The organism is Streptomyces sp. NPDC049954 (genome assembly GCF_040656295.1).
Lineage (GTDB): Bacteria > Actinomycetota > Actinomycetes > Streptomycetales > Streptomycetaceae > Streptomyces.
The window spans coordinates 146157-171070 of record NZ_JBFALS010000004.1 but is presented as its reverse complement, the minus strand read 5'-3'; the positions used below and the strand labels follow the sequence as shown (position 1 = coordinate 171070).

At 73.1% G+C, this 24914-nt stretch carries 23 protein-coding genes and 1 pseudogene; 11 read left to right on the top strand and 13 right to left on the bottom strand.

Going from position 1 to position 24914, the window contains the following annotated elements; translation table 11 throughout:
* Nucleotides 1-50: 50 nt before the first annotated feature.
* Nucleotides 51-1769 (bottom strand): ABC transporter family substrate-binding protein, encoded by a 1719-nt coding sequence (locus AB0J21_RS10030; protein ID WP_363145377.1) that lies wholly within the window; start codon nucleotides 1767-1769, stop codon nucleotides 51-53.
* Between the two features lie 281 nt (nucleotides 1770-2050).
* Between AB0J21_RS10030 and AB0J21_RS10025 the strand changes: the two genes are divergently transcribed.
* From AB0J21_RS10025 to AB0J21_RS10010, 4 genes are all read left to right on the top strand, one after another.
* Nucleotides 2051-3031, top strand: coding sequence for an ABC transporter permease (locus AB0J21_RS10025; RefSeq protein ID WP_363145376.1), 981 nt, complete (start codon nucleotides 2051-2053; stop codon nucleotides 3029-3031).
* 193 nt (nucleotides 3032-3224) lie between these two features.
* A complete protein-coding gene (locus AB0J21_RS10020) occupies nucleotides 3225-4139 on the top strand; it encodes an ABC transporter permease (protein ID WP_363145733.1) in 915 nt (304 codons plus the stop codon).
* Nucleotides 4129-6207, top strand: coding sequence for an ABC transporter ATP-binding protein (locus AB0J21_RS10015; protein ID WP_363145375.1), 2079 nt, complete (start codon nucleotides 4129-4131; stop codon nucleotides 6205-6207). The genes AB0J21_RS10020 and AB0J21_RS10015 overlap by 11 nt, the downstream gene beginning before the upstream one ends.
* A gap of 297 nt (nucleotides 6208-6504) precedes the next feature.
* Nucleotides 6505-7002, top strand: coding sequence for a peroxiredoxin family protein (locus AB0J21_RS10010; RefSeq protein ID WP_363145374.1), 498 nt, complete (start codon nucleotides 6505-6507; stop codon nucleotides 7000-7002).
* A 119-nt stretch (nucleotides 7003-7121) separates the two neighbouring features.
* Here the strand turns inward: AB0J21_RS10010 and AB0J21_RS10005 are convergent, their stop codons facing one another.
* The 7 genes from AB0J21_RS10005 to AB0J21_RS09975 all read right to left on the bottom strand — a co-directional run bounded on the left by AB0J21_RS10005 (nucleotide 7122) and on the right by AB0J21_RS09975 (nucleotide 15283).
* Entirely contained in the window at nucleotides 7122-7559 is a 438-nt protein-coding gene (locus AB0J21_RS10005) for a nitroreductase family deazaflavin-dependent oxidoreductase (protein WP_363145373.1), read from the bottom strand.
* A 136-nt stretch (nucleotides 7560-7695) separates the two neighbouring features.
* On the bottom strand, nucleotides 7696-7959 hold the full coding sequence (locus tag AB0J21_RS10000; protein WP_363145372.1) for a GlsB/YeaQ/YmgE family stress response membrane protein: 264 nt from the start codon (nucleotides 7957-7959) through the stop codon (nucleotides 7696-7698).
* A gap of 298 nt (nucleotides 7960-8257) precedes the next feature.
* On the bottom strand, nucleotides 8258-9346 hold the full coding sequence (locus tag AB0J21_RS09995) for an acyltransferase family protein (RefSeq protein WP_363145732.1): 1089 nt from the start codon (nucleotides 9344-9346) through the stop codon (nucleotides 8258-8260).
* Between the two features lie 552 nt (nucleotides 9347-9898).
* Nucleotides 9899-10939 carry a hemolysin family protein gene (locus AB0J21_RS09990; protein ID WP_363145371.1) on the bottom strand — a complete coding sequence of 347 codons (1041 nt, stop codon included), beginning with the start codon at nucleotides 10937-10939 and terminating at the stop codon, nucleotides 9899-9901.
* Nucleotides 10936-12495, bottom strand: a complete 1560-nt coding sequence (locus tag AB0J21_RS09985; RefSeq protein WP_363145370.1) for a hemolysin family protein — start codon at nucleotides 12493-12495, stop codon at nucleotides 10936-10938. The genes AB0J21_RS09990 and AB0J21_RS09985 overlap by 4 nt, the downstream gene beginning before the upstream one ends.
* A gap of 250 nt (nucleotides 12496-12745) precedes the next feature.
* A complete protein-coding gene (locus AB0J21_RS09980; RefSeq protein ID WP_363145731.1) occupies nucleotides 12746-13789 on the bottom strand; it encodes an NAD(P)-dependent alcohol dehydrogenase in 1044 nt (347 codons plus the stop codon).
* Nucleotides 13790-13870: 81 nt separating this feature from the next.
* Nucleotides 13871-15283, bottom strand: coding sequence for a PP2C family protein-serine/threonine phosphatase (locus AB0J21_RS09975; RefSeq protein WP_363145369.1), 1413 nt, complete (start codon nucleotides 15281-15283; stop codon nucleotides 13871-13873).
* Between the two features lie 224 nt (nucleotides 15284-15507).
* Here AB0J21_RS09975 and AB0J21_RS09970 point away from each other — a divergent pair, with 224 nt between their 5' ends.
* The 4 genes from AB0J21_RS09970 to AB0J21_RS09955 all read left to right on the top strand — a co-directional run bounded on the left by AB0J21_RS09970 (nucleotide 15508) and on the right by AB0J21_RS09955 (nucleotide 18534).
* Complete coding sequence (locus tag AB0J21_RS09970) at nucleotides 15508-15945, top strand: hypothetical protein (protein ID WP_363145368.1); 438 nt, start codon at nucleotides 15508-15510, stop codon at nucleotides 15943-15945.
* Nucleotides 15946-16066: 121 nt separating this feature from the next.
* On the top strand, nucleotides 16067-17074 hold the full coding sequence (locus AB0J21_RS09965) for a hypothetical protein (protein WP_363145367.1): 1008 nt from the start codon (nucleotides 16067-16069) through the stop codon (nucleotides 17072-17074).
* Nucleotides 17075-17286: 212 nt separating this feature from the next.
* Entirely contained in the window at nucleotides 17287-17634 is a 348-nt protein-coding gene (locus AB0J21_RS09960; protein WP_363145366.1) for a chaplin, read from the top strand.
* Nucleotides 17635-17949: 315 nt separating this feature from the next.
* Complete coding sequence (locus tag AB0J21_RS09955) at nucleotides 17950-18534, top strand: dihydrofolate reductase family protein (RefSeq protein ID WP_363145365.1); 585 nt, start codon at nucleotides 17950-17952, stop codon at nucleotides 18532-18534.
* A gap of 101 nt (nucleotides 18535-18635) precedes the next feature.
* Here AB0J21_RS09955 and AB0J21_RS09950 read toward each other — a convergent pair whose 3' ends face one another.
* Together AB0J21_RS09950 and AB0J21_RS09945 are read right to left on the bottom strand one after the other, a co-directional pair.
* Complete coding sequence (locus AB0J21_RS09950) at nucleotides 18636-19427, bottom strand: SDR family oxidoreductase (protein ID WP_363145364.1); 792 nt, start codon at nucleotides 19425-19427, stop codon at nucleotides 18636-18638.
* Between the two features lie 268 nt (nucleotides 19428-19695).
* Complete coding sequence (locus tag AB0J21_RS09945; RefSeq protein ID WP_363145363.1) at nucleotides 19696-20055, bottom strand: helix-turn-helix domain-containing protein; 360 nt, start codon at nucleotides 20053-20055, stop codon at nucleotides 19696-19698.
* Nucleotides 20056-20185: 130 nt separating this feature from the next.
* Here AB0J21_RS09945 and AB0J21_RS09940 point away from each other — a divergent pair, with 130 nt between their 5' ends.
* Together AB0J21_RS09940 and AB0J21_RS09935 are read left to right on the top strand one after the other, a co-directional pair.
* Nucleotides 20186-20827, top strand: coding sequence for an NAD(P)-binding domain-containing protein (locus tag AB0J21_RS09940; protein WP_363145362.1), 642 nt, complete (start codon nucleotides 20186-20188; stop codon nucleotides 20825-20827).
* A gap of 133 nt (nucleotides 20828-20960) precedes the next feature.
* Nucleotides 20961-21572, top strand: a complete 612-nt coding sequence (locus AB0J21_RS09935; protein WP_363145361.1) for a GNAT family N-acetyltransferase — start codon at nucleotides 20961-20963, stop codon at nucleotides 21570-21572.
* A gap of 69 nt (nucleotides 21573-21641) precedes the next feature.
* Here the strand turns inward: AB0J21_RS09935 and AB0J21_RS09930 are convergent.
* The 3 genes and pseudogenes from AB0J21_RS09930 to AB0J21_RS09920 all read right to left on the bottom strand — a co-directional run.
* A pseudogene (locus AB0J21_RS09930) lies at nucleotides 21642-21866 on the bottom strand (TetR/AcrR family transcriptional regulator); the annotation flags it as partial.
* A gap of 64 nt (nucleotides 21867-21930) precedes the next feature.
* Nucleotides 21931-22422, bottom strand: coding sequence for a MarR family winged helix-turn-helix transcriptional regulator (locus AB0J21_RS09925; RefSeq protein WP_363145360.1), 492 nt, complete (start codon nucleotides 22420-22422; stop codon nucleotides 21931-21933).
* 41 nt (nucleotides 22423-22463) lie between these two features.
* Nucleotides 22464-23279 (bottom strand): SAM-dependent methyltransferase, encoded by an 816-nt coding sequence (locus AB0J21_RS09920; RefSeq protein ID WP_363145359.1) that lies wholly within the window; start codon nucleotides 23277-23279, stop codon nucleotides 22464-22466.
* Nucleotides 23280-23528: 249 nt separating this feature from the next.
* Here AB0J21_RS09920 and AB0J21_RS09915 point away from each other — a divergent pair, with 249 nt between their 5' ends.
* A complete protein-coding gene (locus AB0J21_RS09915; protein ID WP_363145358.1) occupies nucleotides 23529-24860 on the top strand; it encodes an FAD-dependent oxidoreductase in 1332 nt (443 codons plus the stop codon).
* Nucleotides 24861-24914 lie beyond the last annotated feature (54 nt).

The window sequence follows — 24914 nt, the reverse complement described above, 5'->3', positions numbered from 1 at the left end:
GCCGGACCCGGGGTCCGCCCGGCGCCCTCAGCCGCAGCGGCCCGCCGCCGTCACTTCTCCCAGCCGACCTTGACGTAGTCGACGTCCCCGAGCCCGCTCGCCCCGTAGTTGGCGAGCTTGGCGCGCACCGCCCTGATCTGCGGGCGCTGGTACAGCTCGATCGAGTGGCCCTGGGCCCAGATCCTGGCGTCCGCCTGGTTGTAGAGCGAGCGGGCCTCGGCGGGATCGGTCGCGTGCCCGGCCCTGGTCATCAGCTCGTCGATCTCGGGCGTCCCGATCCCGCCGAAGTTGAGATAGGACTGCTTGCCCCTGGGCTGCTGGAAGGTCGAGAACAGCTGCGAGGGGAAGACGCTGTCGACGTTGCGGAAGCTGACCAGGTCGAAGTTGCCCCGGTTGACGTACTTCTCGAAGTAGTCGGTGTCGGGGACCTTCTGGATCGCGACCTTGACGCCGATCTGGCCGAGCTGCTGCTGCACGATCTGCGCCTGGTCCACGGCGGCGGAGTTGCTCCCGGCGTTCAGTACGTAGGTGAGCTGGAGCTTCTCGCCGCCCTTGGTGCGCGGGGTGCCTGGCCCGTTGTCCTTCCACCCGGCCGCGTCGAGCAGCTTGGCGGCGCCCTTGGGGTCGGACTTCCCCCACTTGCCCGAGTTGGAGCGGTACCCCTCCTGGTTGGGCATGAAGAAGTGGTTGTCGAGCGGCTTCACCGGGGCGTCCAGGTCCTTGGCGAAGGCGGTGATGATGCCCTGGCGGTCGATGCCGAGGTCCACCGCCTGGCGCACCTTGAGGTCCTTGAGCGGCCCGCGTCCGCCGAGCGTGATGTGCACCTCGTCCCAGCGGGCCCCGTCGCGGATGTCCGTGCCCGGCGCCTTGGCGAGCCGCTTGTAGTCCTCGGGGACGATGGCGGGCGCGTCGTCGATCTCCTTGTTGAGGTACGCCTCGGTGAACGCGCTGGTCTGCAACGCGCGCCAGGTGATGCTGTCCAGCCGGGGCCTGTCCCCCCACCACTTCGGGTCGGGGACCGTGGTGACGGTCTGCGCGGTCTTGTCGATGTTCCTGATCTTCCAGGCCGCCGAGGTGACCGGGATCCGCTCGATCCAGCCCTTGTTGAACTTCTCGGGGGTGTCGATCTGGGAGGCGGGCAGCAGTGTGCGGAACAGCCGGGGCCAGTCGGCGTACGCGGCCTTGAAGGTGACGCGCGCCTCCTGGTCGTCCGCCCCGCGTTCGACCTTGGCGATCTGGTCGTAGCCGCTGCTGTCGGCCACGAGGTAGCGGTCGTCGCTCCCGTCGAGCGCCTTGGCGAGGGCCGCGAAGTCCCGCCAGCTCAGCCGCTTCCCGTCCGACCACCTGGCCTTCGGGTTGAGCTTGTAGGTGACCACCTGCGGGCTGGTCGAGGTGATCTTCGCCGACAGCAGGTAGTTGGGGTCCGGGTGCGCGACCCCCTTCGCGTCCCGGGGCATCAGGAGCGGTTCGACCTGTTCGAGGATGGCCATGGCGTCCCCGTCCGTCCCGTCCACCTGGTACGCGTTGTACTGGTGCACCCAGGTCTGGATACCGAACTTGACGGTGCCCCCCTGCCGCAGCTGCGCGACCGGGCGGGGGTTCACCTCCTGCGCGCCGGCCGGCAACGGGGCCGCCTTCCTGGGCGCCTTCGCGTCGCCGTCGTCCGATCCGCCGCAGCCGGCGAGGACCAGGGCGGAGCACAGGGCGGCCGCCGTGACGGCGGTGCGGCGGGCGGTGACTGCGCTGCGGGCGACGCGCGTTCTCGGCATGGTGACAGTCCTCCACGGACGGGGCGACGGGCACGCCGAACCAGGGTGGGGGCTGTGCCAGGGGGAGCGTAGAGCCACGCGAGAGACGCAGAAAGCACTTTCGTGTTATTGCCATCTTGTCTTCATAATGCTGCAACACTGGACGGTGAAGATCAGCAACGAACAGGACGGGCACGGCCGTTCAGGCGGTCGCCGGTGACCGGTGCGTCACCGACGACGGCCGGTGGGCGTCCACGTGGGGGCCGGGACCGGTCGACCGAGCAGGGGAGGCGAACCGGCGCATGACCGCGTTTCTGGCGAGGCGCCTGGGGTACTACGCCGTGCTGCTCGTCGTCGCCGTGTGCCTCTCCTACCTCCTCGCGTCCACCGCCCTGGACCCGCGCGCCTACTTCGAGGGCCGCAGGCCACCGCCGCCGCCCGACGCGGTCGCCGCCCACCTGCGCTCGCTCGGCCTGGACGACTCGGCCCCGCTCGCGTCCCGCCTGTGGCACTGGGTCACGCGCGCGCTCCACGGCGACCTGGGCCGCACCATCGACGACACCCCGGTGGGCGCGGAACTCGGCCGCCGGCTCGGCGTGAGCCTGCGTCTGCTGCTCGCGGGCACGGTGCTCGGGACCGTGGGCGGCATCCTCGTGGGCGCGTGGACGGCGGTGCGCCAGTACCGGCTGCCGGACCGCGTGGCGACGCTCGTGTCCTTCCTGCTCCTGTCGACGCCCACCTTCCTGCTCGCCGTCCTGCTGAAGATCGGCGCGATCAAGCTCAACTCCCTCCTGGGCACCGACCTCGTCCAGTTCACCGGCGAGAAGGACCCGGACCTGCACGCGGGCCTGCTCGGCACCCTGCGCGACCGGGGCGTGCACCTGCTCCTGCCGACCCTGTCGATCGGCCTGGTGACGGCGGCCTCGTACAGCCGCTACCAGCGCAACACGATGCTCGACGTGCTGGGCGCGGACTACCTGCGCACGGCCCGCGCGAAGGGCCTCAGCCGACGCCGCGCGCTGTGGCGGCACGGGCTGCGCACGGCGCTCATCCCGATGGCGACGTACTTCTCGTACGGCTTCCTCGCGCTGTTCACCGGCGCGACCTTCACCGAGATCATCTTCGGCTGGCACGGGATGGGCGAGTGGCTCGTCGAGTCGATCACGAAGAACGACGTCAACTCGGTGGTCGCCGTGTCGGGCTTCGCCGCCGTCACCGTCCTGGCCTCCGGTTTCCTCGCCGACGTCCTGCACGCGGCGCTCGACCCCCGGGTACGCGCGTGAGGGCCGTACGCGCTCCGGCGCCCCCTCCGGGTGGACGGCCGCGTACCCCCAAGTACCCGCTGTCGCAGGACCGGTTGAAGGGAAGGGCGCCGTGACCGCCGAATCCGTGGCGGCCGCCGCCGACGCCGAGGACCGCTCCCCGCACCCCGTGGACCGGCCCGGGCGCGCCGCCCCCGCCGGGCGGGCGCGCGTCGTGCTGCGCCGCTTCCTGAGGCGGCGCGGGGCGCTCGCCGGACTGCTCGTCGTCCTCCTCCTGTTCGTCCTGGCCTTCGCGGGACCCCACGTGACCCACTGGTCGTATACGGACATCGACTACACGGCGCTGCGCGCGAAGCCCTCCGGGGAGCACTGGTTCGGCACCAACCGCATCGGCCAGGACGTGTTCGCGCAGACCGTGCGCGGCCTCCAGAAGTCCCTGCTGGTCGGCCTGTTGGTGGGTGTCGTGGCCACGGCCCTGGCCTCGGTGGTCGGGGCCTGCGCGGGCTACTTCGGCGGCTGGACGGACCGGGCGCTGATGTTCCTCGTGGACCTGCTGCTGGTCTTCCCCGGCTTCCTGATCATCGCGATCGTCGCCCCCCGGCTCAAGGCGGCCGGCTGGCTCGCGTTCGTGGGCCTGCTCGCGCTGTTCGCGTGGATGGTGACCTCGCGCGTGGTGCGCGCGATGACCCTGTCGCTGCGCGAGCGCGAGTTCGTGCGCGCGGCCCGCTACACGGGCGTGGGGCCGCTGCGGATCATCTGGCGCCACATCCTCCCGAACGTCGCGTCCTTCCTCGTCATCGACGCGACGATCGCGGTGGGCGGCGCCGTGATGAGCGAGACGGCCCTGTCGTACTTCGGTTTCGGCATCCAGTCCCCCGACGTGTCCCTGGGCACGCTGATCGCCGACTACACGGGGTCGGCCGTCACCTACCCGTGGATGTTCTTCTTCCCGGCGGGCCTGCTCGTGGTGTTCGTCCTCGCCGTCAACCTGATCGGCGACGGACTGCGGGACGCCTTCGACCCGACGTCCTCCCGGCACGGGGCCGCACGACGGGCCCGGGACGCACGCCCCCGCGGACGGCGACGCCCGCTCACCCGAAAGGCCCGGTCGACCGCGCATGACGCATGAGCCGCCCCTGCTCCAGGTCCGCGACCTGAAGGTCGACTTCGGGGGCGTACCCGCCGTGCGCGGGGTCTCCTTCGACCTGGCGCCCGGCGAAGTCCTCGGCATCGTGGGCGAGTCGGGCTCGGGCAAGTCGGTGACCTCGCTCGCGGTGCTCGGCCTGCTGCCGTCCGCCGCGCGCGCCTCCGGCTCGGTACGGCTCGGCGGGACGGAGCTGCTGGGCGCCCCGGAGTCCGTGCTCGACGGCGTACGGGGTGCCCGGGTGTCCATGGTCTTCCAGGACCCGCTGTCGGCGTTCACCCCGGTCTACCGGATCGGCGAACAGATCGCGGAGGCGGTACGGGCGCACCAGGACGTGCCGAAGGAGAAGGCGGCGCGCCGCGCGGTCGAACTCCTCGACCTCGTCGGCATACCGGAGCCGCACCGGCGTGCCTCGGCCTTCCCGCACGAGTTCTCGGGCGGGATGCGGCAGCGCGCCATGATCGCCATGGCCGTCGCGAACGACCCCGAGGTGATCCTCGCCGACGAGCCGACCACCGCCCTCGACGTCACGATCCAGGCCCAGGTCCTGGACGTCCTGCGCACCGTGCGGCGGGCGACGGGCGCCGCGATGGTCCTGGTCAGCCACGACCTGGGCGTCATCGCGGGCAGCGCGGACCGGGTCGCGGTGATGTACGCGGGCCGCGTGGTGGAGACCGCCCCCGCCGGGGACCTCTTCGCCCGCCCCCGGATGCCGTACACCCTGGGGCTGATCGGGGCGGTACCGCGACTCGACGGCGCCCGTGGCCGGCTTGCCCCCGTACCGGGCGGCCCGCCCTCCCCCGAGGCGCTGCCCCCGGGCTGCCCCTTCGCCCCGCGCTGCCCGCTCGCGGCCCCCGCGTGCGAGAGCGCGGAACCGGGACCGGCGGCGTGGACCTCACCGTCCGGCGACCACCGGGCGGCGTGCGTACGCGTCGCCGAGGTGGACGGCCGCACCCCGGTGCAGCTCTTCGCGGCCGGGGACGCGGCGGAGGCGGCGGAGGCGGAGCCGAAAGCACCGGAGGAGACTCCCGAGGACCCGCGCGTCGTCCTGCGGGTGCGCGACCTGACGAAGACCTTCCCGCTGTACAAGGGCTCGGTGTTCCGCCGCCGCACCGGGAGCGTGTACGCGGTGGACGGCGTGGACCTGGAGATCCGGGCCGGCCAGACGCTGGGCCTGGTGGGCGAGTCGGGCTCGGGCAAGTCCACGACGCTCTACGAGATCCTGGGGCTGCGCCCGCCGGAGAACGGCACGATCGAGCTGCTGGGCCACTCGGTGGCGGACCTGGACCGGGCGGCGACCCGGCGGCTGCGCTCCGGCGTGCAGATCGTGTTCCAGGACCCGATGGCGAGCCTGGACCCCCGCATGCCGGTCTCGGACCTGGTGGCGGAGCCCCTGCGCGCGCAGGGGGCGGCGGCCTCGGAGATCGCCGCGCGGGTGCCCGAACTGCTGTCGCTCGTGGGCCTGTCACCGGACCGCGACGTCGACCGCTTCCCGCACGAGTTCTCCGGCGGCCAGCGCCAGCGCATCGGCATCGCCCGGGCCCTGTCGGTCAGCCCGGAGCTGCTGGTGCTGGACGAACCGGTCTCCGCGCTCGACGTCTCGGTCCAGGCCGGCGTCCTCAACCTGCTCCAGGACCTCAGGCACCGCCTGAACCTCGCCTACCTCTTCGTCTCGCACGACCTGTCGGTGGTGCGGCACGTCGCGGACCGGGTCAGCGTCATGTACCTGGGGGCGACGGTGGAGGCGGGCCCGGTGGACGAGGTCTTCGAACGCCCCCGCCACCCGTACACCCAGGCCCTGCTGTCGGCCGTCCCGCTCCCCGACCCCGTACGCGAACGCGCCCGGGAACGCGTCCTGCTCCCGGGCGACCCGCCGAGCCCGACCGAACGCCCCACCGGCTGCCGGTTCCGCTCCCGCTGCCCGCTGTACGCGAGCCTGCCGCCCCGGGACCGCGAACGCTGCGAGACGGTACGGCCGCGCGTGGGCCCGGGGAGCCCGGCGGCCTGCCACTTCCCCCGGGTGCGGGAGGTCGTGGGCGGCGGCGGACGCTGAGGAACGCTCCCCGAACGGAATGCCGAGGTGCCGGTACGGTTCCGGAGAACCGGCGGACGGGAAGACGGATCATGGACGCGGACGCGGACGCGGACATGGACGCGGACGTCGGTACGGACGCGGACACGGCCATGGGTACGGACACCGTCACGGCCCTGACCGCTCCACCGCCCCGCCACCGCACCGTCGCGCCCACGCGAAGCGAGACCCCTCCACCGCCCGGACGACCGGACGACCGGACCACCGGACCACCGGACGACGGGACGACCGGACGAACCCGAAGGAGCACAAGCCCCGATGCCCTCCACCCCCGCCGTAGGCGCCCCGTTCCCCGACTTCACCCTCCCCGGCGGCATCCTCAACCCGGGCCCGGAACCGGAGCCGGAGTTCACCCGCTCCGACTACACACTGTCCTCGGCGCGCGGGCGGTCCCTCGTCCTGGCCTTCTACCCGGGGGACAACACGGCGGTCTGCACACGGCAGTTGTGCGCGTACTCGGCCGGCCTGGACACCTTCGCCGACCTGGACGCCCAGGTCTGGGGCGTCAGCACGCAGGACGTCGACAGCCACGAGTCCTTCGCCCGCGCCCGCGACCTGCGCCTCCCCCTCCTCGCCGACACCGACAGCGCCGTCTCCCACCGGCTCGGCATCACGGCCCCGGTGATCGGCCTGCGCCGCGCCGTCTTCCTCATCGACCCGGAGGGCGTCCTGCGCTGGAAGCACGTCGCCCTGCTGGGCGTGACCTACCAGTCGGTGGACACGCTGCGGACGGAGCTGGAGAAGGTGGGCGGCTGAGCCAGGACCACGGCACCCCGCTGGAAACGCGACACCGGTCTCCTCCCACCCACGTGGGAGGAGACCGGTGCGGCCGGTCGTACGGGCCCGGGAACCTTGCGGGGCTCAGACCTTCGCGGTCAGTCCTTCGCGGTCAGTACGAGGACCGGGATCTCGCGGCTGGTCTTCTTCTGGTAGTCGGCGTAGTCGGGGAAGGCCTCGACGGCGCGGTCCCACCACAGGGCCTTCTCCTCGCCCGTGACCTCCCGGGCCGTGTAGTCCTTGCGGACCGGGCCGTCCTGGAGTTCGACCTCCGGGTGGGCCAGGATGTTGAAGTACCAGGTGGGGTGCTTGGGGGCGCCGCCCAGCGAGGCCACGACGGCGTACTGGCCGTCGTGTTCGACGCGCATCAGGGGGTTCTTGCGGAGCTTGCCGCTCTTCGCGCCGAGGGTGGTCAGGACGATGACGGGCATGCCGCGCATGTCCGTGCCCTCGGTGCCGCCGGAGCCCTCGTAGGTCTCGACCTGGTCGCGCACCCATTTCTCAGGGCTCGGCTCGTACTCGCCGTGCAGAGGCATGTCTGCTTCCGTCCTTCGCGTCGTCGTCAAGGGGCGGTGGGGCCGCCCCGGTTTCGCGTTCCCCGCCGACGATCGCTCATGACCGGGCCCGGGGCAAACACCCCGGGCCCGGTCATGACGTGGTCCGCCTCGCCGGTCAGCGGCGGCTCTTCGACCGGGACAGGGCGGCCACCCCGACCGCCGCGAGGGCGATCTGGATGAGCCACTCGATCCAGTCGATGCCGTTCGTGTCCCTGACGTCCAGGGCGTCGGCTATCAACGCGCCGACGAAGGCCGCGACGATGCCCACGACGATCGTCCACAGGATGCCGATGCGCTGGCGGCCCGGGACGACGAGCCGGCCCAGCACCCCGATGACGATGCCGATGACGATGGCGCTGATGATGCCCGAGATCTCCATGACTGCCCCTCCGGGGACCGTTGTTCACCTGCGATGACGTGTGGAACGGGTGGGACGACAGGTGGGGCGACGCAGGTGCGGGGCCCTGTGTCTGGTGTGCCCCCGAAGGGCCGCCGCACGCCTGGAAGAGCGCGGGATTCCGGAGGGCCGTGCGCCGCCGGAGGGCCCCGCGCTTCCGGAGGGGCGCGCGCTTCCGGAGGGGCGCGCGCCGGGAGAAAGGCGACGGCCCGGGCCCGGCGCTGGTGCGCCGGGCCCGGGCCGTCGTGCGGAGGGTGCGGGATCGCGAGGGTGCGTGGGCCTACTTGCGGCCCTTGGCCAGCTCCTCCGCGTCCCTGCGGAACGCCCACTTCATCTCGGGTTCCATCGCGAACCTGAACAGCCGTTGCACGGGCGGTGTGCACAGCGTCGTGATCACGGTCATCGCGATCACCGTCAGCGCGATCTCACCGGCCGGCGTGTGCACCCAGTCGTGGTCGTACCAGTCCCAGAAGCGCGAGCCCTTCGCGAGGAAGCCGTGCAGCAGGTAGCCGTACAGCGTTCCGGCGCCGAGCGCCGTGAACCACATGTGGCGGCGCGGCACCCAGGCCAGGAAGCAGGCCACCAGGACGATCGAGCAGCCGAACATCGCGAGGGTCATCACGATGCCCGTCCAGCCCGGGGAGCCCAGTTCCTGGGCGCTGTCGCGGTGGTAGAACCAGGCCGCGTTCATCCGGGGGGCCGCCCAGTACGCGAACAGCAGGGCGCCCGCCATCACCGGCACCGCGAGGACGCGCGCCTCACGCCGCCGTACGAGCTGGAAGTGCTCGGGCTTCAGCTTGAGGCCCAGGACGAAGAACGGCAGGAACTGCAGGACCCGCTGGAGGTCGAGGTCGTCCCCGATGTCCGGGGAGATCGCCGCGAGCATCGCGATCGCCAGGGACAGTGGCACCGGCCAGCGCACGACCTTCCAGATCGGCGTGGTCAGCCGCCACACGAACAGGGCGATCAGGAACCACGTCAGGTACCAGGGGTCGAGCAGACTGAACGGATAGTCGGGATCGCTCCCCGCCGTCCGCTTGAAGAGCGTGTACGCCACTTCGAACAGGACGTAGGGGACGGCGACCCCGGTGATGAGCCGGCGCAGCTTGTCCGGCCGCATGTCGAAGGAGCGCGACATGTAGCCGGAGATGATGATGAACGCCGGCATGTGGAACGTGTACACCGTGATGTACAGCGCCGAGGCCGCCCGGCTGTCCCCGCGCAGCGGCTCCCACGCGTGCCCCATGGCGACCAGGACGATCGCCAGGTACTTCGCGTTGTCGAAGAACGGGTCGCGCTTCTTCTTCGGCGCGGCGGCGGGCGGCGCCGACCCCGGCTCGGCCAGGTCCGTGCGGCCCGGCTGCTCCATGGTCGCCACGGACCCCTGGACCTCGGGCCTGCGGATCGCGAGCGTGGGACCGTCGACGCCCGTGTTCAGCGGCGTGGGGCCGCTGACCGGTGCGTACGGTCCCGCGTGGCTCTCGTGCCGCTCGCGCCGCTCGTGGCGCCCATGGCTCTCGTACCGCTCGGGGCGGTCGTAGCGCTCATGACGCTCGTGGCGCTCGGGGCGTTCAGCGGGCAGAGGGGTGCGCGCACCGGGCTGCACGGCCCCGTCCCGCCCGTGCCCGCGCTCGGTATCACTCACAATCCCTCCCAGTTGGAACGCCGACAGATTTTTCTGCGTCTAACCGAGAATGCGGGGATCATGTCTGTGGGAGGCATCACGGGCAGGGTAGTCACCTCCCCCGAGGCGCGCACAACCCCTGGGCCTGTGGCCAATCCCACCCGTTGCCTTTCGGCCAACAGGTCGTTCCCAGCCGCTCCACAGCGGGCTCCCAGGACCTCCAGCGGCTCTCCTTCTTCTCCACGCCGCCGTCACGCCCGCGCGGGTGGAGCGGGCTCGCCCGGCGTGACGCACGCCTCAGTCCGCGCGCGCCGGAGCCGGCCCCTCCGTGCCGCGTCCCACGAGTTCGGAGAGGACGTCCTCCATGGTCACGAAGCCGCGTACGGTGCCGTTCTCACCGGTGACGGCGGCGAGGTGGCTGTCGTCGGCGCGCAGCGCGGTGAGTGTGTCGTCGAGCGGGGTGTCGACACGGACCCGGGTGAGGGGCCGGAAGGCCGTCCGCGGAAACGGCTGATCGCGTTCGGCGACGCCGAGGGTGTCCTTGATGTGCAGGTAGCCCAGGAGCGCCCCGGCCTCCCCGGTCACCGGCAGGCGCGAGAAACCCGCGTGGGCGGCGGCCCGTTCCAGACCGGCCGGGGTCACGTCCCGGTCCACGGTGATCATCGTCGCGCCGGGCACGATGATCTCGCCGACCGGGCGGGTGCCGAGTTCGAGGGCGTCGCGCAGGCGGTCGCGGTCGGCGGCGCTGAGCAGACCGGCCTCGCTGGAGTCCTCGACCATGCGGGCCAGCTGGTCGTCGGTGAACACCGACTCGACCTCGTTCTTCGGCTCGACGCGCAGCAGCCGCAGCAGGCCGTTGGCGAAGGAGTTGATGCCGAACACGACGGGCCTGAGCACCTTGGTCAGCGCGACCAGCGGCGGGCCGAGCAGCAGCGCGGTGCGCACCGGTTCGGCGAGCGCGATGTTCTTCGGCACCATCTCGCCGACCAGCATGTGCAGATACGTCGCGAGGGTCAGCGCGATGACGAAGGAGATCGGGTGCACCAGCCCGTGCGGCACGCTCACCGCCTCGAAGACCGGCTCCAGCAGGTGCGCCATGGCGGGTTCGGCGACCGCGCCCAGCACCAGCGAGGAGGCGGTGATGCCGAGCTGGGCGGTCGCGAGCATCGCCGAGATGTGTTCCAGCGCCCCGAGAGTGGAGATCGCGCGTTTGTCGCCGGCCTCCGCCAGCGGCTCGATCTGGCTGCGGCGTACCGAGATGAGGGAGAACTCGCCGCCGACGAAGAAGGCGTTGGTGAACAGCGTCAGGAGGCCGATGAAGAGCTGGAGGACGGTCATCGGGTCTCCCCCTCGGGCCCTTGCGGGCGGTTTTCGTGCTCAGCGGCGGTGTCGTGCTCAGCGCCGGTCTCTCTCTCCGGGCGGGTGGCGCTCCCCGCGCGGGCGCCCATCGGCCCCGTACCGGTGCCGGTGCCGGTGCCGGTGCCCGTACTGGCCCGCGTCCCGGCCCCCCTCCCGTCTTCCGCCTCGCGCGCGCCCTTCGCGGGGCGGCGGCCCCCTCGGCCCCCGCCGTCGGGCGGTACGCGCTCCCCCGGGAACGGTTCGGTCACCAGGACGCGTTCGGCCCGGTGGTGCTCCACGGCGAGCACCGTCAGGTCCCAGCCCTCGGTCTCCACGCGGTCGTGCACCTCGGGGATGCGGCCCAGCTCCGTCGCGAGGAGCCCGGCGACCGTCTCGTACGGGCCCTCCGGGGCGCGCAGGCCGATGCGGCGCAACTGGTCGATGCGCAGGCCGCCGTCCGCCTCCCAGGTGGCGCGGCCGTCGAAGGTGGTGCCCGCGGGCAGCAGGTCCTCCGTCTCCTCGGGGTCGTGCTCGTCGCGCACCTCGCCGACGACCTCCTCCACGATGTCCTCGACCGTCACGACGCCCGCCGTACCGCCGTACTCGTCGATGACGACGGCCATCGTGTGCGCCGAGCGCATGCGTTCCAGCAGGGTGTCGGCGGGCAGCGAGTCGGGGACCAGCAGCGGCGGCGTGGCGATCTCGGTGACCGGGGTGCGCGAGCGGGCCGCCGGCTCCAGGGCGAGGACGTCGCGGATGTGGACGGTGCCGATCACGTCGTCCAGGTGGTCGCGGAAGACCGGGAAGCGGGACAGTCCCGTCGCGTGGGTGAGGTTCGCGGCGTCGGTCGCGCTGGCCTCGGCGGCCAGGGCCTGGACGTCGACGCGCGGGGTCATGACGTTCTGCGCCGTCAGTTCGCCCAGGTGCAGGGTGCGGATGAACAGCTCGGCGGCGTCCGCCTCCAGGGCCCCCTCGGCGGCGGAGTGCCGGGCGAGCGCGACGAGTTCCTCCGGACCGCGCACCGACTCCAGCTCCTCGGTGGGTTCGAGGCCGAGACGGCGCACGAAGAAGTTCGCGGTCGCGTTGAGACTGTGGATGAAGAAGCCGAAGAACGCGGAGAACCTGCGGTGCGGCCCCGCGACGGTCCGCGCGACCGGCACCGGCCGGGAGATCGCCCAGTTCTTCGGGACGAGTTCCCCGACCACCATGAGGACCACCGTGGACAGGGCGACGCCGAGGATCGAGCCGACCGTGCCCGCGACCGCCTCGCCCAGGCCGGTCGCGCGCAGCGGGCCGCCCAGCAGCGTCGCGACGGCGGGCTCGGCGAGCATCCCGATGACCAGCGAGGTCACGGTGATGCCGAGCTGCGCGCCGGACAGCTGGAAGGTCAGGTGCCGCACGGCCCTCAGCGCGCTCTCCGCGCCCCGCTCCCCCGCGTCCACGGCCCGCTCCAGATCGGAGCGCTCGACCGTGGTCAGGGAGAACTCGGCCGCGACGAACAGCGCGCAGGCCAGGGTGAGCGCGAAGGCGATCACCAGGTACAGGATCTCGGTCAACCGGGCTCCTCCACTCGCAATGTCGTCCGTACGCCCCGCGCACGCCACGCCACAGCGCGGCACGGCACGGCACGGCACGGCACGGCACGTAGGTATCGACCGTCTCGGTACACCGTCGGCCGGGGCGGGTGCCCAGTGGACACCTGCCCCGGCCGGACGTTCCGACTCCACGGTTCTACAGGGGTGTAGAGGCGGTGGGGGGGGTGGACCGGGCGGGCGGGGGCCGCGGGGGCCGCCGCCGCGTGCGGTCTCAGCCGTTCGGCAGGATCACCGCGCGGCCCCGGACCTTGCCCTCGTGCAGTCGCTCGTACGCCTTCGGGGCCTCGTCGATGCCGTACTTCTCGATGTGCACGTCGAGGGAGCCGGCCCGCGCCAGGTCGAAGACCTCGCCGAGTTCGCTGCGGCTGCCCCAGTACGGGGCGGTGACCACCGTCTCGTACGGCTGGAGGCCGAAGCCGACCGCGAGCGAGCCGCCGCCGATGCCGACGATGGTGACGTCGCCCTCGACCATGGCGCAGCGGCCCGCCGTCTCGACGGTGGGCGGGACGCCGACGAAGTCGAAGACGGCCTCGGCGCCGCGCCCCTCGGGGGTGAGCCGGCGGACGTTGTCGGCGGCCCGCTCGTCGGAGAGCACCACCTCGTGCGCGCCGACCTGCTTCGCGAGCTGGAGCTTCTCGTCGTTGACGTCGAGGGCGACCACCCGCGCGGGGGTCAGCGCGCGCAGCAGCTGGATGCCGATGTGACCGAGGCCGCCGGTGCCGATGACGACGGCGGTGGAGCCGGGCCCGAGCTTCGGCAGGGAGCGCTTGATCGCGTGGTACGGGGTGAGTCCCGCGTCGGTGAGCGACACGGTGGCGACGGGGTCGAGGCCGCGCAGCCGCATCAGGTGCCGCGCGTCGTCCACGATCATGTACTCGGCGATCGCGCCGGGCGCGCCGAGGCCGGGCGGGCGGATGTTGAGCCGGTCGGCGAACAGGCAGTAGTTCTCCTTGCCCTGCGCGCACTTGGAGCAGCGACCGCAGCCCCAGGGCCCGTACACGGCGACGGACTCGCCGATCCGCACGTGCTGGACGCCCTCGCCGACCTCCTCGACGATCCCGGCGCCCTCGTGGCCCAGGGTGAGCGGCAGCGGGAAGGGCAGCTGGTCCTCGGTCCAGCTCATGACCGCGATGTCCGAGTGGCACACCCCGGCCGCCGTGACCTTCAGCAGGATCTCGCCGGGCCTCGGGCTGGGCTTCGGGATCTCGACGACCTCGGGGGCGGCGCCCACCGTGCGGTACTGGACCGCCTTCATCGTGTCCGGCATGTCCTGAACTCCTGACTTTGAGGGACTGGAGAGGCTGGGGGGGGCTCGGGTGGAAGGGCGGCCGTGGGCTCAGGGGTCGCGTTTGGGGGCGTCCCGCACGGACCGTGCGGACTTCCCGGGGGCGGACTCTCCGGGGGCGGACTCCCCGGGGGCGGACTCCCCGGCGGTGGGCTCCCCGAGGCCGGGCTCCCCGGGACGGCGCTCCCCGGGCCCGGGCTCCGGCGGCTCCCCGGGCTCGTCCGGACGCTCCGGGCCGGGGGCCGGTCTCCCGTCGAGGTCCTCCTCGACGGCCGCGTTGCCGGGGTGCACGGGCGGGTCCCCCGGTTCGGGCACCTGGGCGCGGCGTACGGCGAGGACCGTCGTGTCGTCGGTGAGCCTGCCGTGGGTGTGCCGCAGCGTCTCGTCCCGCACGAGGCGTACGAGCAGTCCGGGCGCCGCGAGCAGCGGATCGCGCGCCATGGCCTCGGCGAGCCGTTCGCGCAGCGGGAAGAAGGTGCCGGAGCGGTCCCTCGCCTCGGTCACCCCGTCGGTGACCAGCAGCAGCGTCTCGTCCTCGGCGAGGGCGATGCGCACCATGACGGGCGCCTCGTCCAGGAGCGCGCCGAGGCCGAGCGGCAGGGCGGGCACGGTCTCCAGTTCCCGTACGCCCCGGGGGCCGACCGCGAGCGGCGGTTCGTGGCCGAAGTCGACGAGTTCGACGGTGTCGCCCGCCGCGAGGCCCGGCGGCGGGAACCCGACGAGGGCGGCGGTCGCGAAGCGGTCGCTGTGGTCCTGGCCCATGGCGTGGACGTACCGCTGGTAGCGCCGCATCCGGGTCTCCAGGTGGCGCGCGGCCACGGTGAGATCGCGTTCGTGGAAGCCCCATTCGCGGAAACTGCCGAGGATCGCGGCGGCGGCCGTCACCGCGTTCAGGCCCTTTCCCTGGACGTCGCCGACGATGACGCGGGTGCCGTACGGGGAGGGCTGGATGTCGTAGAAGTCGCCGCCGACGCGGGCCTCGGTATCGGCGGCGAGGTAGACGGCCGCGTGGTCCATGCCGGCCCAGTGCGCGGGCAGCGGGCGCAGCACCGTGGAGCGGGTGGTCTCGGCGACGGCCTGCATGTGGCTCACGTAGCGCGCGTCGCGCAGCCGGAACGCGCACGCGGCGACCGAGACGACGCTGCCCGCCACGACGAGCGCGAAGTCCGGCCAGCCCGTGCGGTAGTCCTCGGACCAGGCGTGGTTGAGCGCGAAGTAGGCGGCGAGGGTCAGCGCCCCGAACAGCGCCGTCGTCCGCACCCCGCACAGCGCGGCGGCCGTTCCCGGCACCACGACCAGCCACGAGATCACCCGGAAGTCGACCTCGGTCAGGACGTCCACGGCGGGCACGGCGACGAGCAGCACGAGCGGCACGAGCCACCCGACGCGGTGCCCGCGCACCCGCAGAAGTCCCGCGCGCACCGGGGACCAGGCCGTCCCGCGCGCCTGCCTCCAGGGAGTCACCGGTTCAGCGAAACACGGGCGCGGGGGCCCCGCATCCGCAGGTCCGGGGCCCGGAGCACACCGCGCGGACCCGCCCTCCCGAGTTGCCGGGCGGGCCCGCGCGGTGTGCTCTGGACGGAGTACGTCGATCACGTCGGCGGCCGGCCGCCGAGGGTGGCGGCGGGGGCGTCGACGCAGTGGAGTGCGCCGGCTGGCGGCGTACGCGTACGAGAGGAGGCCGCGCCATGGCACATGCGGCACCCGTGCGGAGCGCGGGTTCGACCCGAGGGGCGCGCGGCGGCGGCAACCGGGCCCGCCTGATCCACCTGTTCACGGCCTCGCAGGCGCCGTTCTGGATGGCGGCCGCCTACGGCATCTGGGCCTCGGTCACCACGCGGTTCGCCGGTCCGGTCACCGGCTGGAACGTGTTCTTCGGCTTCGCGACCGGCATCCTGTTCGGCGTCGTCTACGTCGTGGTGCGCGCGGTGACCCCGTCCGTCCCGCGCCTGCGCAGGGCGCTGCTCTGGGCGGTGTTCTGGGCCCTGGCGGTGGGCTTCCTGCACAGCCTGTCGAACGCCGGCGTCCTGTGGGACGTGATCCTGGCGCTGATCGTCGGCGCCGCCACCTTCGCGATGGCGATGTACCACTTCTTCACCAGGGAAGTGCACGACGACGCGCACTGAGAGGCACCGGGGGCGCGCCGGGAACGGCGCACCCCCGTTCCCCGTGTTCCTCCGGTCACCCGTACGCGGTCGAGGACTGGCGGCCCGGTGAACACCCGCGTTGCCTGGGTACGTGCGAGGCATGGGAGACGTACGAGGTGGAGCGGGTGACGGCGGCGCGGGTGCGTCGCCGTCACCCGGCTGTGCCCGGCGCCGCCCCCGTCGCGGCCCGCTGGGCGTGCTGCGCACCGTGCTCGCCGCCGTCCTCGTCGTGGCGGCGTGCGTGTGCGTCCCGGCGGGCGCGCTGTCGGTCTGGGCGAAGTACGAGATCGGGGACACCGACTCCTTCGTGTCGACGGTGTCGCCGCTGGCCGCCGACCACGATGTCCGCGAGGCCGTCGCCACCGCCGTGACCAACGGGGTCATGGACCAGGTCGACCTGGGCCCGCTCAACGACCAGGCCAGGGAGTTCGTGCACGACGCGGCGGTGTCCTTCACCGGTTCCGAGGCGTTCCGCGACGCGTGGGACGCGGCGACCCACGGCGCTCACGCGGCGGTCGTGAAGGCGCTCAACGACGAGGAGTCGGGCGGGGACATCACCATCGACCTCGGCCCGGTCACCGAGCAGGTCAAGCAGAAACTCGTCGACAACCACGTCCCGTACGCCGACCGCATCCCCGTCGCGCACACGGACATCACCTTCGTCGAGTCGAGGGAACTCGGCACCGCGCGCGAGGTCTTCCACGCCTTCGAGACGGCGGGGCCGTGGCCGGCCGTGGCGGCGCTGGTCCTCGCGGCGGCCGGGCTGCTGCTCGCGCACCGGCGGCTGCGGGCCCTCGCGCTGACCGCGCTCGGTTTCGCGCTGGCCGGGGTGGTGCTGCGGATCGTCGTCATGGCCGGGCGCGCGGAGACCATGGACCGGCTGCCCTCCGACATCGCCCGCCCGGCGGCCGGCGCCGGCTACGACGCCCTGACCCACTCCCTGACGACGGCCGCCTGGTGGCTGACCGGCGCGGGCGGCGTGGTGTGCGTGGGCCTGCTGGTCCTGTCCGCGCTACGACGGCGCCGGAGGCCGGGCCCCGCGTCGCGGGAGGACCCGCCGGGCCCGAGGGGCCAGAGGTGGCGCGTCCAGAGGTTCGCCTCACGGTAGGGGCCCCTGGCCCCGCCGAGGCTCACGTGCGGTGGCCCGCCCGCTCCCAGTGCCGGATGCCGCCGGACGGGGGAAGCGGCTTACGCGTTCGTACGCACAACTGCCGCCGAACGGGCGAATAGTGAGATTCGTCCCGATCCGCCCGGCCTCCGGCACCGAAGCATGGACGACGGGCCGCAACGGTGTGGCCGTCGGAAAAAAGGGAGAACTCCATGTTCGGTAAGGCCAAGAGCGCGGCTGTACTCGTCGCGGTGGGTATGGCGGTCGTCGGCGGCGCGGGCGCGGCGTCCGCCGACGCGGGCGCCGAGGGCGTCGCGGCCTTCTCCCCGGGCGTCCTGTCCGGGAACGTCGTCCAGGTGCCGATCCACATCCCGGTCAACGCGTGCGGCAACAGCGTCAACGTGATCGGCCTGCTCAACCCGGCCGCCGGCAACACCTGCGTCAACGGCGGCGGCCGCAGCCACGACAAGGGCGACTGGGACCACAAGGGCGGCCGCGACCACGGCCGCGACCAGGGCGGGTACGGCGACGACGACCACCGTCAGGGTGGCCGCTGGTAAACAGCCTCCGGGCTGAGCGTCCCGCCCGGCCGCGCCCCACGCGGGCGGCGGTCGGCGGGCGGTGAGCGAACGACGGGCGGACTCCGGCGACCTGCCGGGGCCGCCCGTCGGCGCGTCCCGGTACCACGGGCGACCTGCCGGACCGCCCGCCGGCGCGTCGCCGCCGAGGGCGCTCCCGCTCAAAGCCCTTGCGCGGCGGAGGCACACATAGCAGCATCTGCGCAGGCCCCGCGGGCGTCCGCACCGCGCCCGGCCCTGCTGCCTCGTCTCACGCCTCGTCGCCTCGTCGCCTCGCCGCCTCAGCCAAGGACTCATGTGCGCAAGCTCAGTTACTTCGTCGCCTGCTCCCTCGACGGTTTCATCGGGGACCCGGAGGGCGACGCGACCTCCATGTTCAGCTTCCTGGACGAGGAGTTCCTCGGCTTCCTGAAGGAGAACTACCCGGAGGCGATGTCCGCCCAGGGACGCGCCGCCCTCGGGATCGCCGATCTGCCCCCGCGCCGCTTCGACACGGTGATCCAGGGCCGCGGCTCCTACCAGGCAGGCCTGGACGCCGGGATCACCAGCCCGTACGCGCACCTGCGCGAGTACGTCGTCTCGCACTCCCTCCAGGAGTCCCCCGATCCCCACGTCACCCTCATCGACGGCGATGTACGCGCCGCTGTACGAAAGTTGAAGGAGGAGGACGGCGAACTCGGCATCTGGCTGTGCGGAGGCGCCCGGCTCGCCGGGGAACTGCGCGAGGACATCGACGAGTTGATCATCAAGACGTACCCGCAGGTCTACGGCTCCGGAACGCCCATGTTCCGCTCCGGCTTCTCCGTGGACGACTTCGCCCTCGACGAGGTCCAGGTCCTGGGCAACGGGGTGCTCGTGCGGACGTACAGCAGGAAGCGTTAGCCGCGCCCCGTTCCCCGCCCCGCCCGCGCGCGCGTCGTCCGCCTCCGTGTTCCCGGTGCGGGGAGGGGCGGGCGGCGCGCACGGGCACGGCCGCCGGCGGCTCACGCCGTCTTGACCGAACCTCCGTCGATCACGTGGTCGGCGCCGGTCACGCTCCCGGCGAGCGGGGAGGCGAGAAAGGCGACGAGGTGCGCGACCTCGGCGGGGCTGACGAGCCGGCCCGTCACCATGCCGGTGGCCGCGGGCAGCCCGGCCAGCAGGCTGGACAGCGGCAGGTTCATCGTCCGGGCCAGTGCGGCGCCGTAACCGTCCTCGGCCTCCCACATGTCGGTGCGGACGACACCCGGCGAGACGGTGTTGACACGGACGCCCCGCGGGCCGAACTCCTCGGCGAGCGCCTTGCCCAGCGCCGTGAGCGCGGCCTTCGCCGTCGTGTACGGGACCGGCCCGCTGTGCGGGACCCGGGCGCCGACCGAGGAGACGTTCACGATCGCACCGCCTCCGTCCGCCATGAGGGCGGGCAGCGCGGCCCTGGTGGAGCGCACCGCCGACAGGAAGTTCAGGTCGAAGGTGTCCTGCCACTGGGCATCCGAGAAGCCGAGGAAACCGGCGGCCTGCCCCTCGCCCCCGTCCCCGCCCCCGACGTTGTTCACGAGCAGGTCCAGCCCGCCGAGTTCGGCCGTGGCCCGCTCGACGAGCAGGGCGGGGCCCTCCGGGCTCGCGAGATCCACCGGTACACCGGCCGCCCCCGTCTTCTCCAGCTCCGGGCTCACCGTGCGCGCCCCCGCCACGACCTCCATCCCCTCGGCGCGCAGCGCGGTCACCACGGCCAGGCCGATACCCCTGCTCGCCCCGGTCACCAGCGCCTTCTTACCGACGAGTCCCAGCTCCATGACGTTCCCCCTACTTCGTCCAGCGACCACGGAAGCGCATCTTCCCTGTTGCAAGGAACTTAGAACATGCAACACTCATGACGCAAGGGCCTTGGGAAAGGCGTCACCGCCGTACGCTTCGGGCGCGGGCAGAGGAGTGGGCGCGGTGAACCGGGGCAACCCCGAAGCTCGGGCGGACGCGCGCGCACGGCGCTCGCGGAGGCCCTGTTGGCGGAGGCCCCGTTCACGGAGACCCCGTTGGCGGAGTGACGAGCCGCCACGCAGCCCGTCAGCCCGCTCCCTCCGCCCGTTCCCGCGCCGCCATGATCGCGTCGCCGTGCTCGAAGGCCCAGGCCCCGAAGGCGCCGAGGGGTTCGAGGAGGGTGCCGCCCAGCGCGGTGAGCGCGTAGTCGACGCGGGGTGGTGAGCCGGGGAAGGCGCGGCGCTCCACGAGGCCGTCGGTCTCCAGTCGCCGCAGGGTCTCGGTCAGTACCTTCGCCCGGATGCCACCGAGCCGTACGAGCAGTTCGCGGGGGCGGGAGGGGCCATGCCGCAGGGCCCACAGCACGACCGGGTCCCAGGTGTGGGACAGCAGGTCGAAGGCGAGCCGCGCGCGGCAGTCGGCGAGGGGGTGCGGGTGGTCGGCCACGTACCGAATGGTGCCCGAGCGGCTGCCTACTGTCGTGTGTGTTCCGGCGGGCGGGGCGGGTGACCGGGCGCGAGCACGGCCCCGGAGCCGTCCGCCACAACCGTTGTGCGACAGGGGAGTTGATCTACGTATGCGGATCGGGACACTCGGTACGGGCGCGATGGCCGAGGCCCTCGCCGGGCAGTGGGTGCGGGCGGGTCACGAGGTGATGGTCGGCGGGCGTTCGCCCGAACGCGCCGCCGTGGTGGCACGGCGGACCGGCGGCAGGCGCGGCACGCTGCGCGAGGCGGCCGGACACGGCACGGACGCGGTACTCCTCGCCGTCCCGGCCCCGGTCGCACCCGGACTGGCTTCGGAACTGGCGCCGTTGCTCGAAGGCCGGACGCTGATCGACTGCACGAACCCCGTGGGCCCCGGCTTCGCGCTGACCACGGAGCCCGGTCCGAGCGCGGCGGTCCGGATCGCGTCGGCGGCTCCGGGCGCCCGCGTCGTCAAGGCGTTCAACCTGTGCCACAGCGGGGTGTGGCACCTGTCCCCGCCGGTCTTCGACGGCCGGCCGCTCGCGGTGCCGCTGTGCGGCGACGACCCGGACGCGCTGGACGTGGTGCGCGCGCTCGTGACGGGCCTGGGCTGCGTGCCCTTCGACGGCGGCGGGCTCGCGCGGGCCGGGCTGCTGGAGGCGACGGCGGCCTTCCTGATCGGCCTGTGGGCCGGTCAGGGCGTCGACGCGCAGGCGATCGCCCCGCCCCTGCCGTACGCGCAGGGGAGTTGACCGGGCGGCAGCCGCCGGAGACGGTGCGGCAGCACCCGCCCGGAGTCGGGTCCGGCCCGAGCCGGACGCGCGCCCCGCGCCGCGTGCGGCCTCCGGCCGGGTACCGCACCCGGTCGTCGGCGAGAATGCCCGCATGCCTCTCCTCGTCCAGCCCGCCCTCGCGCGGGGTTCACTGGCCTCCGCTCCGCAGCCCACGCTGGAAGTGCCGGACAGGCGACTGGTGTTGCGGCCGTGGCGCTCGTCGGACGCCGAGGCCGTGCGGGAGGCGTACCAGGACCCCGCGATCCAGCGCTGGCACGTCCGCAGGGGCGATTCCGTGGCCGAGGTGCGCGAGTGGATCGACGCGTGGCGCGCCACCTGGGCCGAGGAGTCGGCCGGGCACTGGGCGATCGCCGCGCCGGACGCGGAGGGCGGCACCGTGCGCGGCCGGATGGCCCTGAAACGCCTCGACCTGTACGACGGCGTGGCGGAGGTCGCCTACTGGGTGAGCCCGGCCGCGCGCGGGACCGGGACCTGCCGCGCCGCCCTGGAAGCCCTCACCCGCTGGGCCTTCGGCACGGCGGGCTTCCACCGCCTCGACCTGGAGCACTCCACCGCCAACCCGGCCTCCTGCCGCGTCGCGGTCGCCTCCGGCTACGTACTCGAAGGCACCCGCAGAGCGGCCGCCCTGCACGCGGACGGCCGCCACGACATGCACCTGCACGCCCGCCTCGCGGAGCACACCCGCATCACGGAGGAGGCGTAGGAAGAGGAGAAGGAGGGGGAGAAGAACGGACGGGGGACACGGGATACGCGGCGGGGCAGGGTGAGGGCGCTACGCCCCGCGACGGCACCCCGCCAGGAGGACGGCGACCATGCGCCCGGCGTCGGCCCGGTCGTAGTCGGCGCCGATGATGCAGAGGTTCCCGATGGCGCGCATGAGGGTGTAGGCGGTGAGGCCGGGCCGGAGTTCTCCGGCGGCGGCGCAGGCGTCGAGAAGCGTCGCGCAGGCCGGGACCAGGGTGTCGAGCATGAGGACGTGGAGGTTCTCCAGCCCGGGTCCTCCGATCCCGGGCTGAGCGCCGCCCCCGCGCACCGCCACCGGGGCGACGACCCGCCCCCGGTCACGTTCCGTTCTCCCCTCCCCGTCCCCCGGCCGGCTGGACGATGCGGGTGAGGAGGGCGACGAGCTGTTCGCGCTCCGCGGGGCTGAGCGCGCGGGTCAGTTCGTCGTTGGCCTCGTCGCCGAGGGCCTGGGTGCGGCGCAGTCGGCGTTCGCCCCGCGCCGTCAGCGTGATCGCCTTCTTGCGCCGGTCGGAGGGATCGTCCTCGCGGCGGATCAGCCCCGCCTCCTCCAGGTCCTTGACCAGCGCCACCATGTCCTTCGGGTCGATGGCGAGCGCCCGCCCCAGCTCCGCCTGCGACACGGGGGCCTGGTCCGCGACGAGGGACAGGACGGCGTGGTGCGTCATCCGCATCCCCGCCCCGGCCAGCGCCTCGGCGACCAGCCGGTGCCCCCGGACGGCGGCCCGCGCGAGCAGCCAGCTCGGCAGCGTACGGATACGGGCGGGCGCGTACGGGGCGCGAGGGCGCGGGTCCGGGTACTGCGGGTCCATGGCCCGGAGTCCAGACAGAAGGCATTGGGGCGCCCCGAGGCCTACGCCTTCCGCCCCACTCCCCCGTGCTGGCCGATGGGGGCCGGGGCGGGGCCGGGGCCGGCCGGGCGCCACAGCGGTACGGAGACGACGCCGGGGTCGACGAGGTGGAGCCCCTCGAAGTACGCCTCGATCTGCGGGACGGGCCGCAGGAAGTACGGGACGGCGCCCGTGTCGTTGTAGGCGTCCTGGGCCCGTTCGTAGTCCGGGTCGGTGCCGCGCGAACCGTCGTTGACCGACAGGTGGCTGCCGGCCGGGAGGCCCGCCATCAGGCGCCGCACGAGCGACCGGGCCTCGTCGTGGTCCGCGACGTGGCCGAGGATGCCGCTCAGGATCAGCCCGACCGGCTGCTCCAGGTCGAGCGTCCCGGCTGCGGCCTCCAGGATCTTCTCCGGCTCGGAAAGATCCGCCTCGACGTACGAAGTAGCGCCCTGCTCCGTCGAGTTCAGCAACGCGCGGGCGTGCGTGAGGATCAGCGGGTCCTTGTCCGTGTAGACGATCCGCGCCTCGGGGGCGAGGGCCTGGGCCACCTCGTGCGTGTTGTCGGCGGTCGGCAGCCCCGTACCGACGTCCAGGAACTGCCGTACGCCGGCCTCCGTCACGAGGTACCGGATGGTGCGGCCAAGAAAGGCCCGGCTGCTGCGGGCGATGGTCGTGATGCCGGGGAACACGGCGGAGTAGGCGTCCCCGGCCGCCGCGTCGACCGGGAAGTTGTCCTTGCCTCCCAGCCAGTGGTTCCAGATGCGGGCGGAGTGCGGAACGGAGTGGTCTATCGCGCGCGAGGGCGCCGGTCCGGACGGGGTCACGTAGTCGGTCATGGCAGCAATCTACGACCATGATCGGGCGTCGGTCCGGGAGTTGGCCACGGAACCACTGACCCCGGCGGCCACGCGCCTGCGGCCGGCCGGTGGGCGGGGCCGCCCGGGACGAGGGGCGGCACTTGTCCCAGCCCGGGGCGGCGGCCGCTTCGGCGGGGCGCCCCCAGGCCCCGCCCGAGATGCGCCCCCGCCGCCCCGCCACGACGATGAGGAGACCTGTGTGGTCCGGACCGGTGGAAGGAGTCCCGCATGAGCCGTCCTCCGCACGTCGTCGTGGTCGGTGGCGGTTTCGCGGGTGTCGAGTGCCTGCACCGGCTCGAACGCCTCCTGAAGCCGTCCGAGGCCCGCCTCACCCTGGTCTCCCCGGAGGACTACCAGCTGTACCTGCCGCTGCTCTCGCATGTGGCGGCCGGGCTGCTCAGCCCGCAGTCGGTGGCCGTCTCGCTGCGCCGACGCCTGCGCCGTACGCACTACGGCCCGGGTTTCGCGACCGGCGTCGACCCGCGCGAGAAGGTCCTGACCGTACGGACCGTGGAGGGCGCCGAGGTCCGGGTCGGGTACGACCACCTGGTCCTGGCCGCGGGGAGCACCACCCGCATGTTCGACATCCCGGGACTCCAGGAGTACGCGCTCGGCCTGAAGACGCTCGCGCAGGCCGCCTACCTGCGCGACCACGTCATCCACCAGCTCGACCGGGCCGCCATCGCGAGGGACGAGGAGGAGCGGGCCCGCTGCCTGCGCTTCGTCGTGGTCGGCGGCGGTTACGCGGGCGTCGAGACGGCCGCCGCGCTGCATCTGCTCACCCACGCGGCCGTACGCCGGTTCCCGCGCCTCGATCCGTCCCTGCTGCGCTGGCACCTCATCGACCTGGCGCCCCGGCTGCTCCCGGAACTGGGCGAGAACCTCGGCGACAAGGCGCTGAAGACGCTGCGCGACCGGGGCATCGAGATCTCCCTCAACACCACCATCAGCAGCATGACGGCCCACTCCGCCGAGCTGACGGACGGCAGGACCCTGGGCACCCACACGGTGATATGGACGGCCGGGGTGGCCGCGAGCCCGCTCGTCGACACCGTCGGCAGTGAGCTGCTGAAGGGGCGGCTGCGCACCGACGCGAACATGTCGGTGCCCGGAGTCCCCGGCGTCTTCGCGGTGGGCGACGCGGCGGCCGTGCCGGATCTCGCCGTGGGCGGCGACGCGATCACCCCGCCGACCGCGCAGCACTCGCAGCGCCAGGGCAAGGCGGTGGCCCACAACGTCGCGGCGGCCCTGCGCGGCACCCCGATGAAGCCGTACTACCACCGCGACCTCGGCCTCGTCGTGGACCTCGGCTGCGGGAACGCCGTGTCGAAGCCGCTGGGCATCGAACTGAGCGGATTCCCGGCCCAGTTGGTGGCACGCGGCTACCACGCCCTCGCCCTGCCGACCGGGACGGCGCGCGCCCGGGTCCTCGCCAACTGGGCCCTGAACTTCCTCACCGGCGACGACTTCGTCTCCACCGGCTTCCAGAAGGGCCGCCCCGCCTCCGTCCCGGCCTTCGAACTCACCGGCCTGTACCGGGCGGCGGAGCGGCAGGGGTAGCGGAGGCCCCACCGCGTTCACGAGGTCGTCCGGTGTGCGGCGCCCGATCGCGTG

Excerpts from the sequence above, each read along its gene's own strand:
- AB0J21_RS10030 (WP_363145377.1), bottom strand. The coding sequence starts at position 1,769 with ATGCCGAGAACGCGCGTCGCCCGCAGCGCAGTCACCGCCCGCCGCACC.
- AB0J21_RS10025 (WP_363145376.1), top strand. The coding sequence starts at position 2,051 with ATGACCGCGTTTCTGGCGAGGCGCCTGGGGTACTACGCCGTGCTGCTC.
- AB0J21_RS10015 (WP_363145375.1), top strand. The coding sequence starts at position 4,129 with ATGACGCATGAGCCGCCCCTGCTCCAGGTCCGCGACCTGAAGGTCGAC.
- AB0J21_RS10010 (WP_363145374.1), top strand. The coding sequence starts at position 6,505 with ATGCCCTCCACCCCCGCCGTAGGCGCCCCGTTCCCCGACTTCACCCTC.
- AB0J21_RS10005 (WP_363145373.1), bottom strand. The coding sequence starts at position 7,559 with ATGCCTCTGCACGGCGAGTACGAGCCGAGCCCTGAGAAATGGGTGCGC.
- AB0J21_RS10000 (WP_363145372.1), bottom strand. The coding sequence starts at position 7,959 with ATGGAGATCTCGGGCATCATCAGCGCCATCGTCATCGGCATCGTCATC.
- AB0J21_RS09995 (WP_363145732.1), bottom strand. The coding sequence starts at position 9,346 with ATGGAGCAGCCGGGCCGCACGGACCTGGCCGAGCCGGGGTCGGCGCCG.
- AB0J21_RS09990 (WP_363145371.1), bottom strand. The coding sequence starts at position 10,939 with ATGACCGTCCTCCAGCTCTTCATCGGCCTCCTGACGCTGTTCACCAAC.
- AB0J21_RS09980 (WP_363145731.1), bottom strand. The coding sequence starts at position 13,789 with ATGAAGGCGGTCCAGTACCGCACGGTGGGCGCCGCCCCCGAGGTCGTC.
- AB0J21_RS09970 (WP_363145368.1), top strand. The coding sequence starts at position 15,508 with ATGGCACATGCGGCACCCGTGCGGAGCGCGGGTTCGACCCGAGGGGCG.
- AB0J21_RS09965 (WP_363145367.1), top strand. The coding sequence starts at position 16,067 with ATGGGAGACGTACGAGGTGGAGCGGGTGACGGCGGCGCGGGTGCGTCG.
- AB0J21_RS09960 (WP_363145366.1), top strand. The coding sequence starts at position 17,287 with ATGTTCGGTAAGGCCAAGAGCGCGGCTGTACTCGTCGCGGTGGGTATG.
- AB0J21_RS09950 (WP_363145364.1), bottom strand. The coding sequence starts at position 19,427 with ATGGAGCTGGGACTCGTCGGTAAGAAGGCGCTGGTGACCGGGGCGAGC.
- AB0J21_RS09940 (WP_363145362.1), top strand. The coding sequence starts at position 20,186 with ATGCGGATCGGGACACTCGGTACGGGCGCGATGGCCGAGGCCCTCGCC.
- AB0J21_RS09935 (WP_363145361.1), top strand. The coding sequence starts at position 20,961 with ATGCCTCTCCTCGTCCAGCCCGCCCTCGCGCGGGGTTCACTGGCCTCC.
- AB0J21_RS09925 (WP_363145360.1), bottom strand. The coding sequence starts at position 22,422 with ATGGACCCGCAGTACCCGGACCCGCGCCCTCGCGCCCCGTACGCGCCC.
- AB0J21_RS09920 (WP_363145359.1), bottom strand. The coding sequence starts at position 23,279 with ATGACCGACTACGTGACCCCGTCCGGACCGGCGCCCTCGCGCGCGATA.
- AB0J21_RS09915 (WP_363145358.1), top strand. The coding sequence starts at position 23,529 with ATGAGCCGTCCTCCGCACGTCGTCGTGGTCGGTGGCGGTTTCGCGGGT.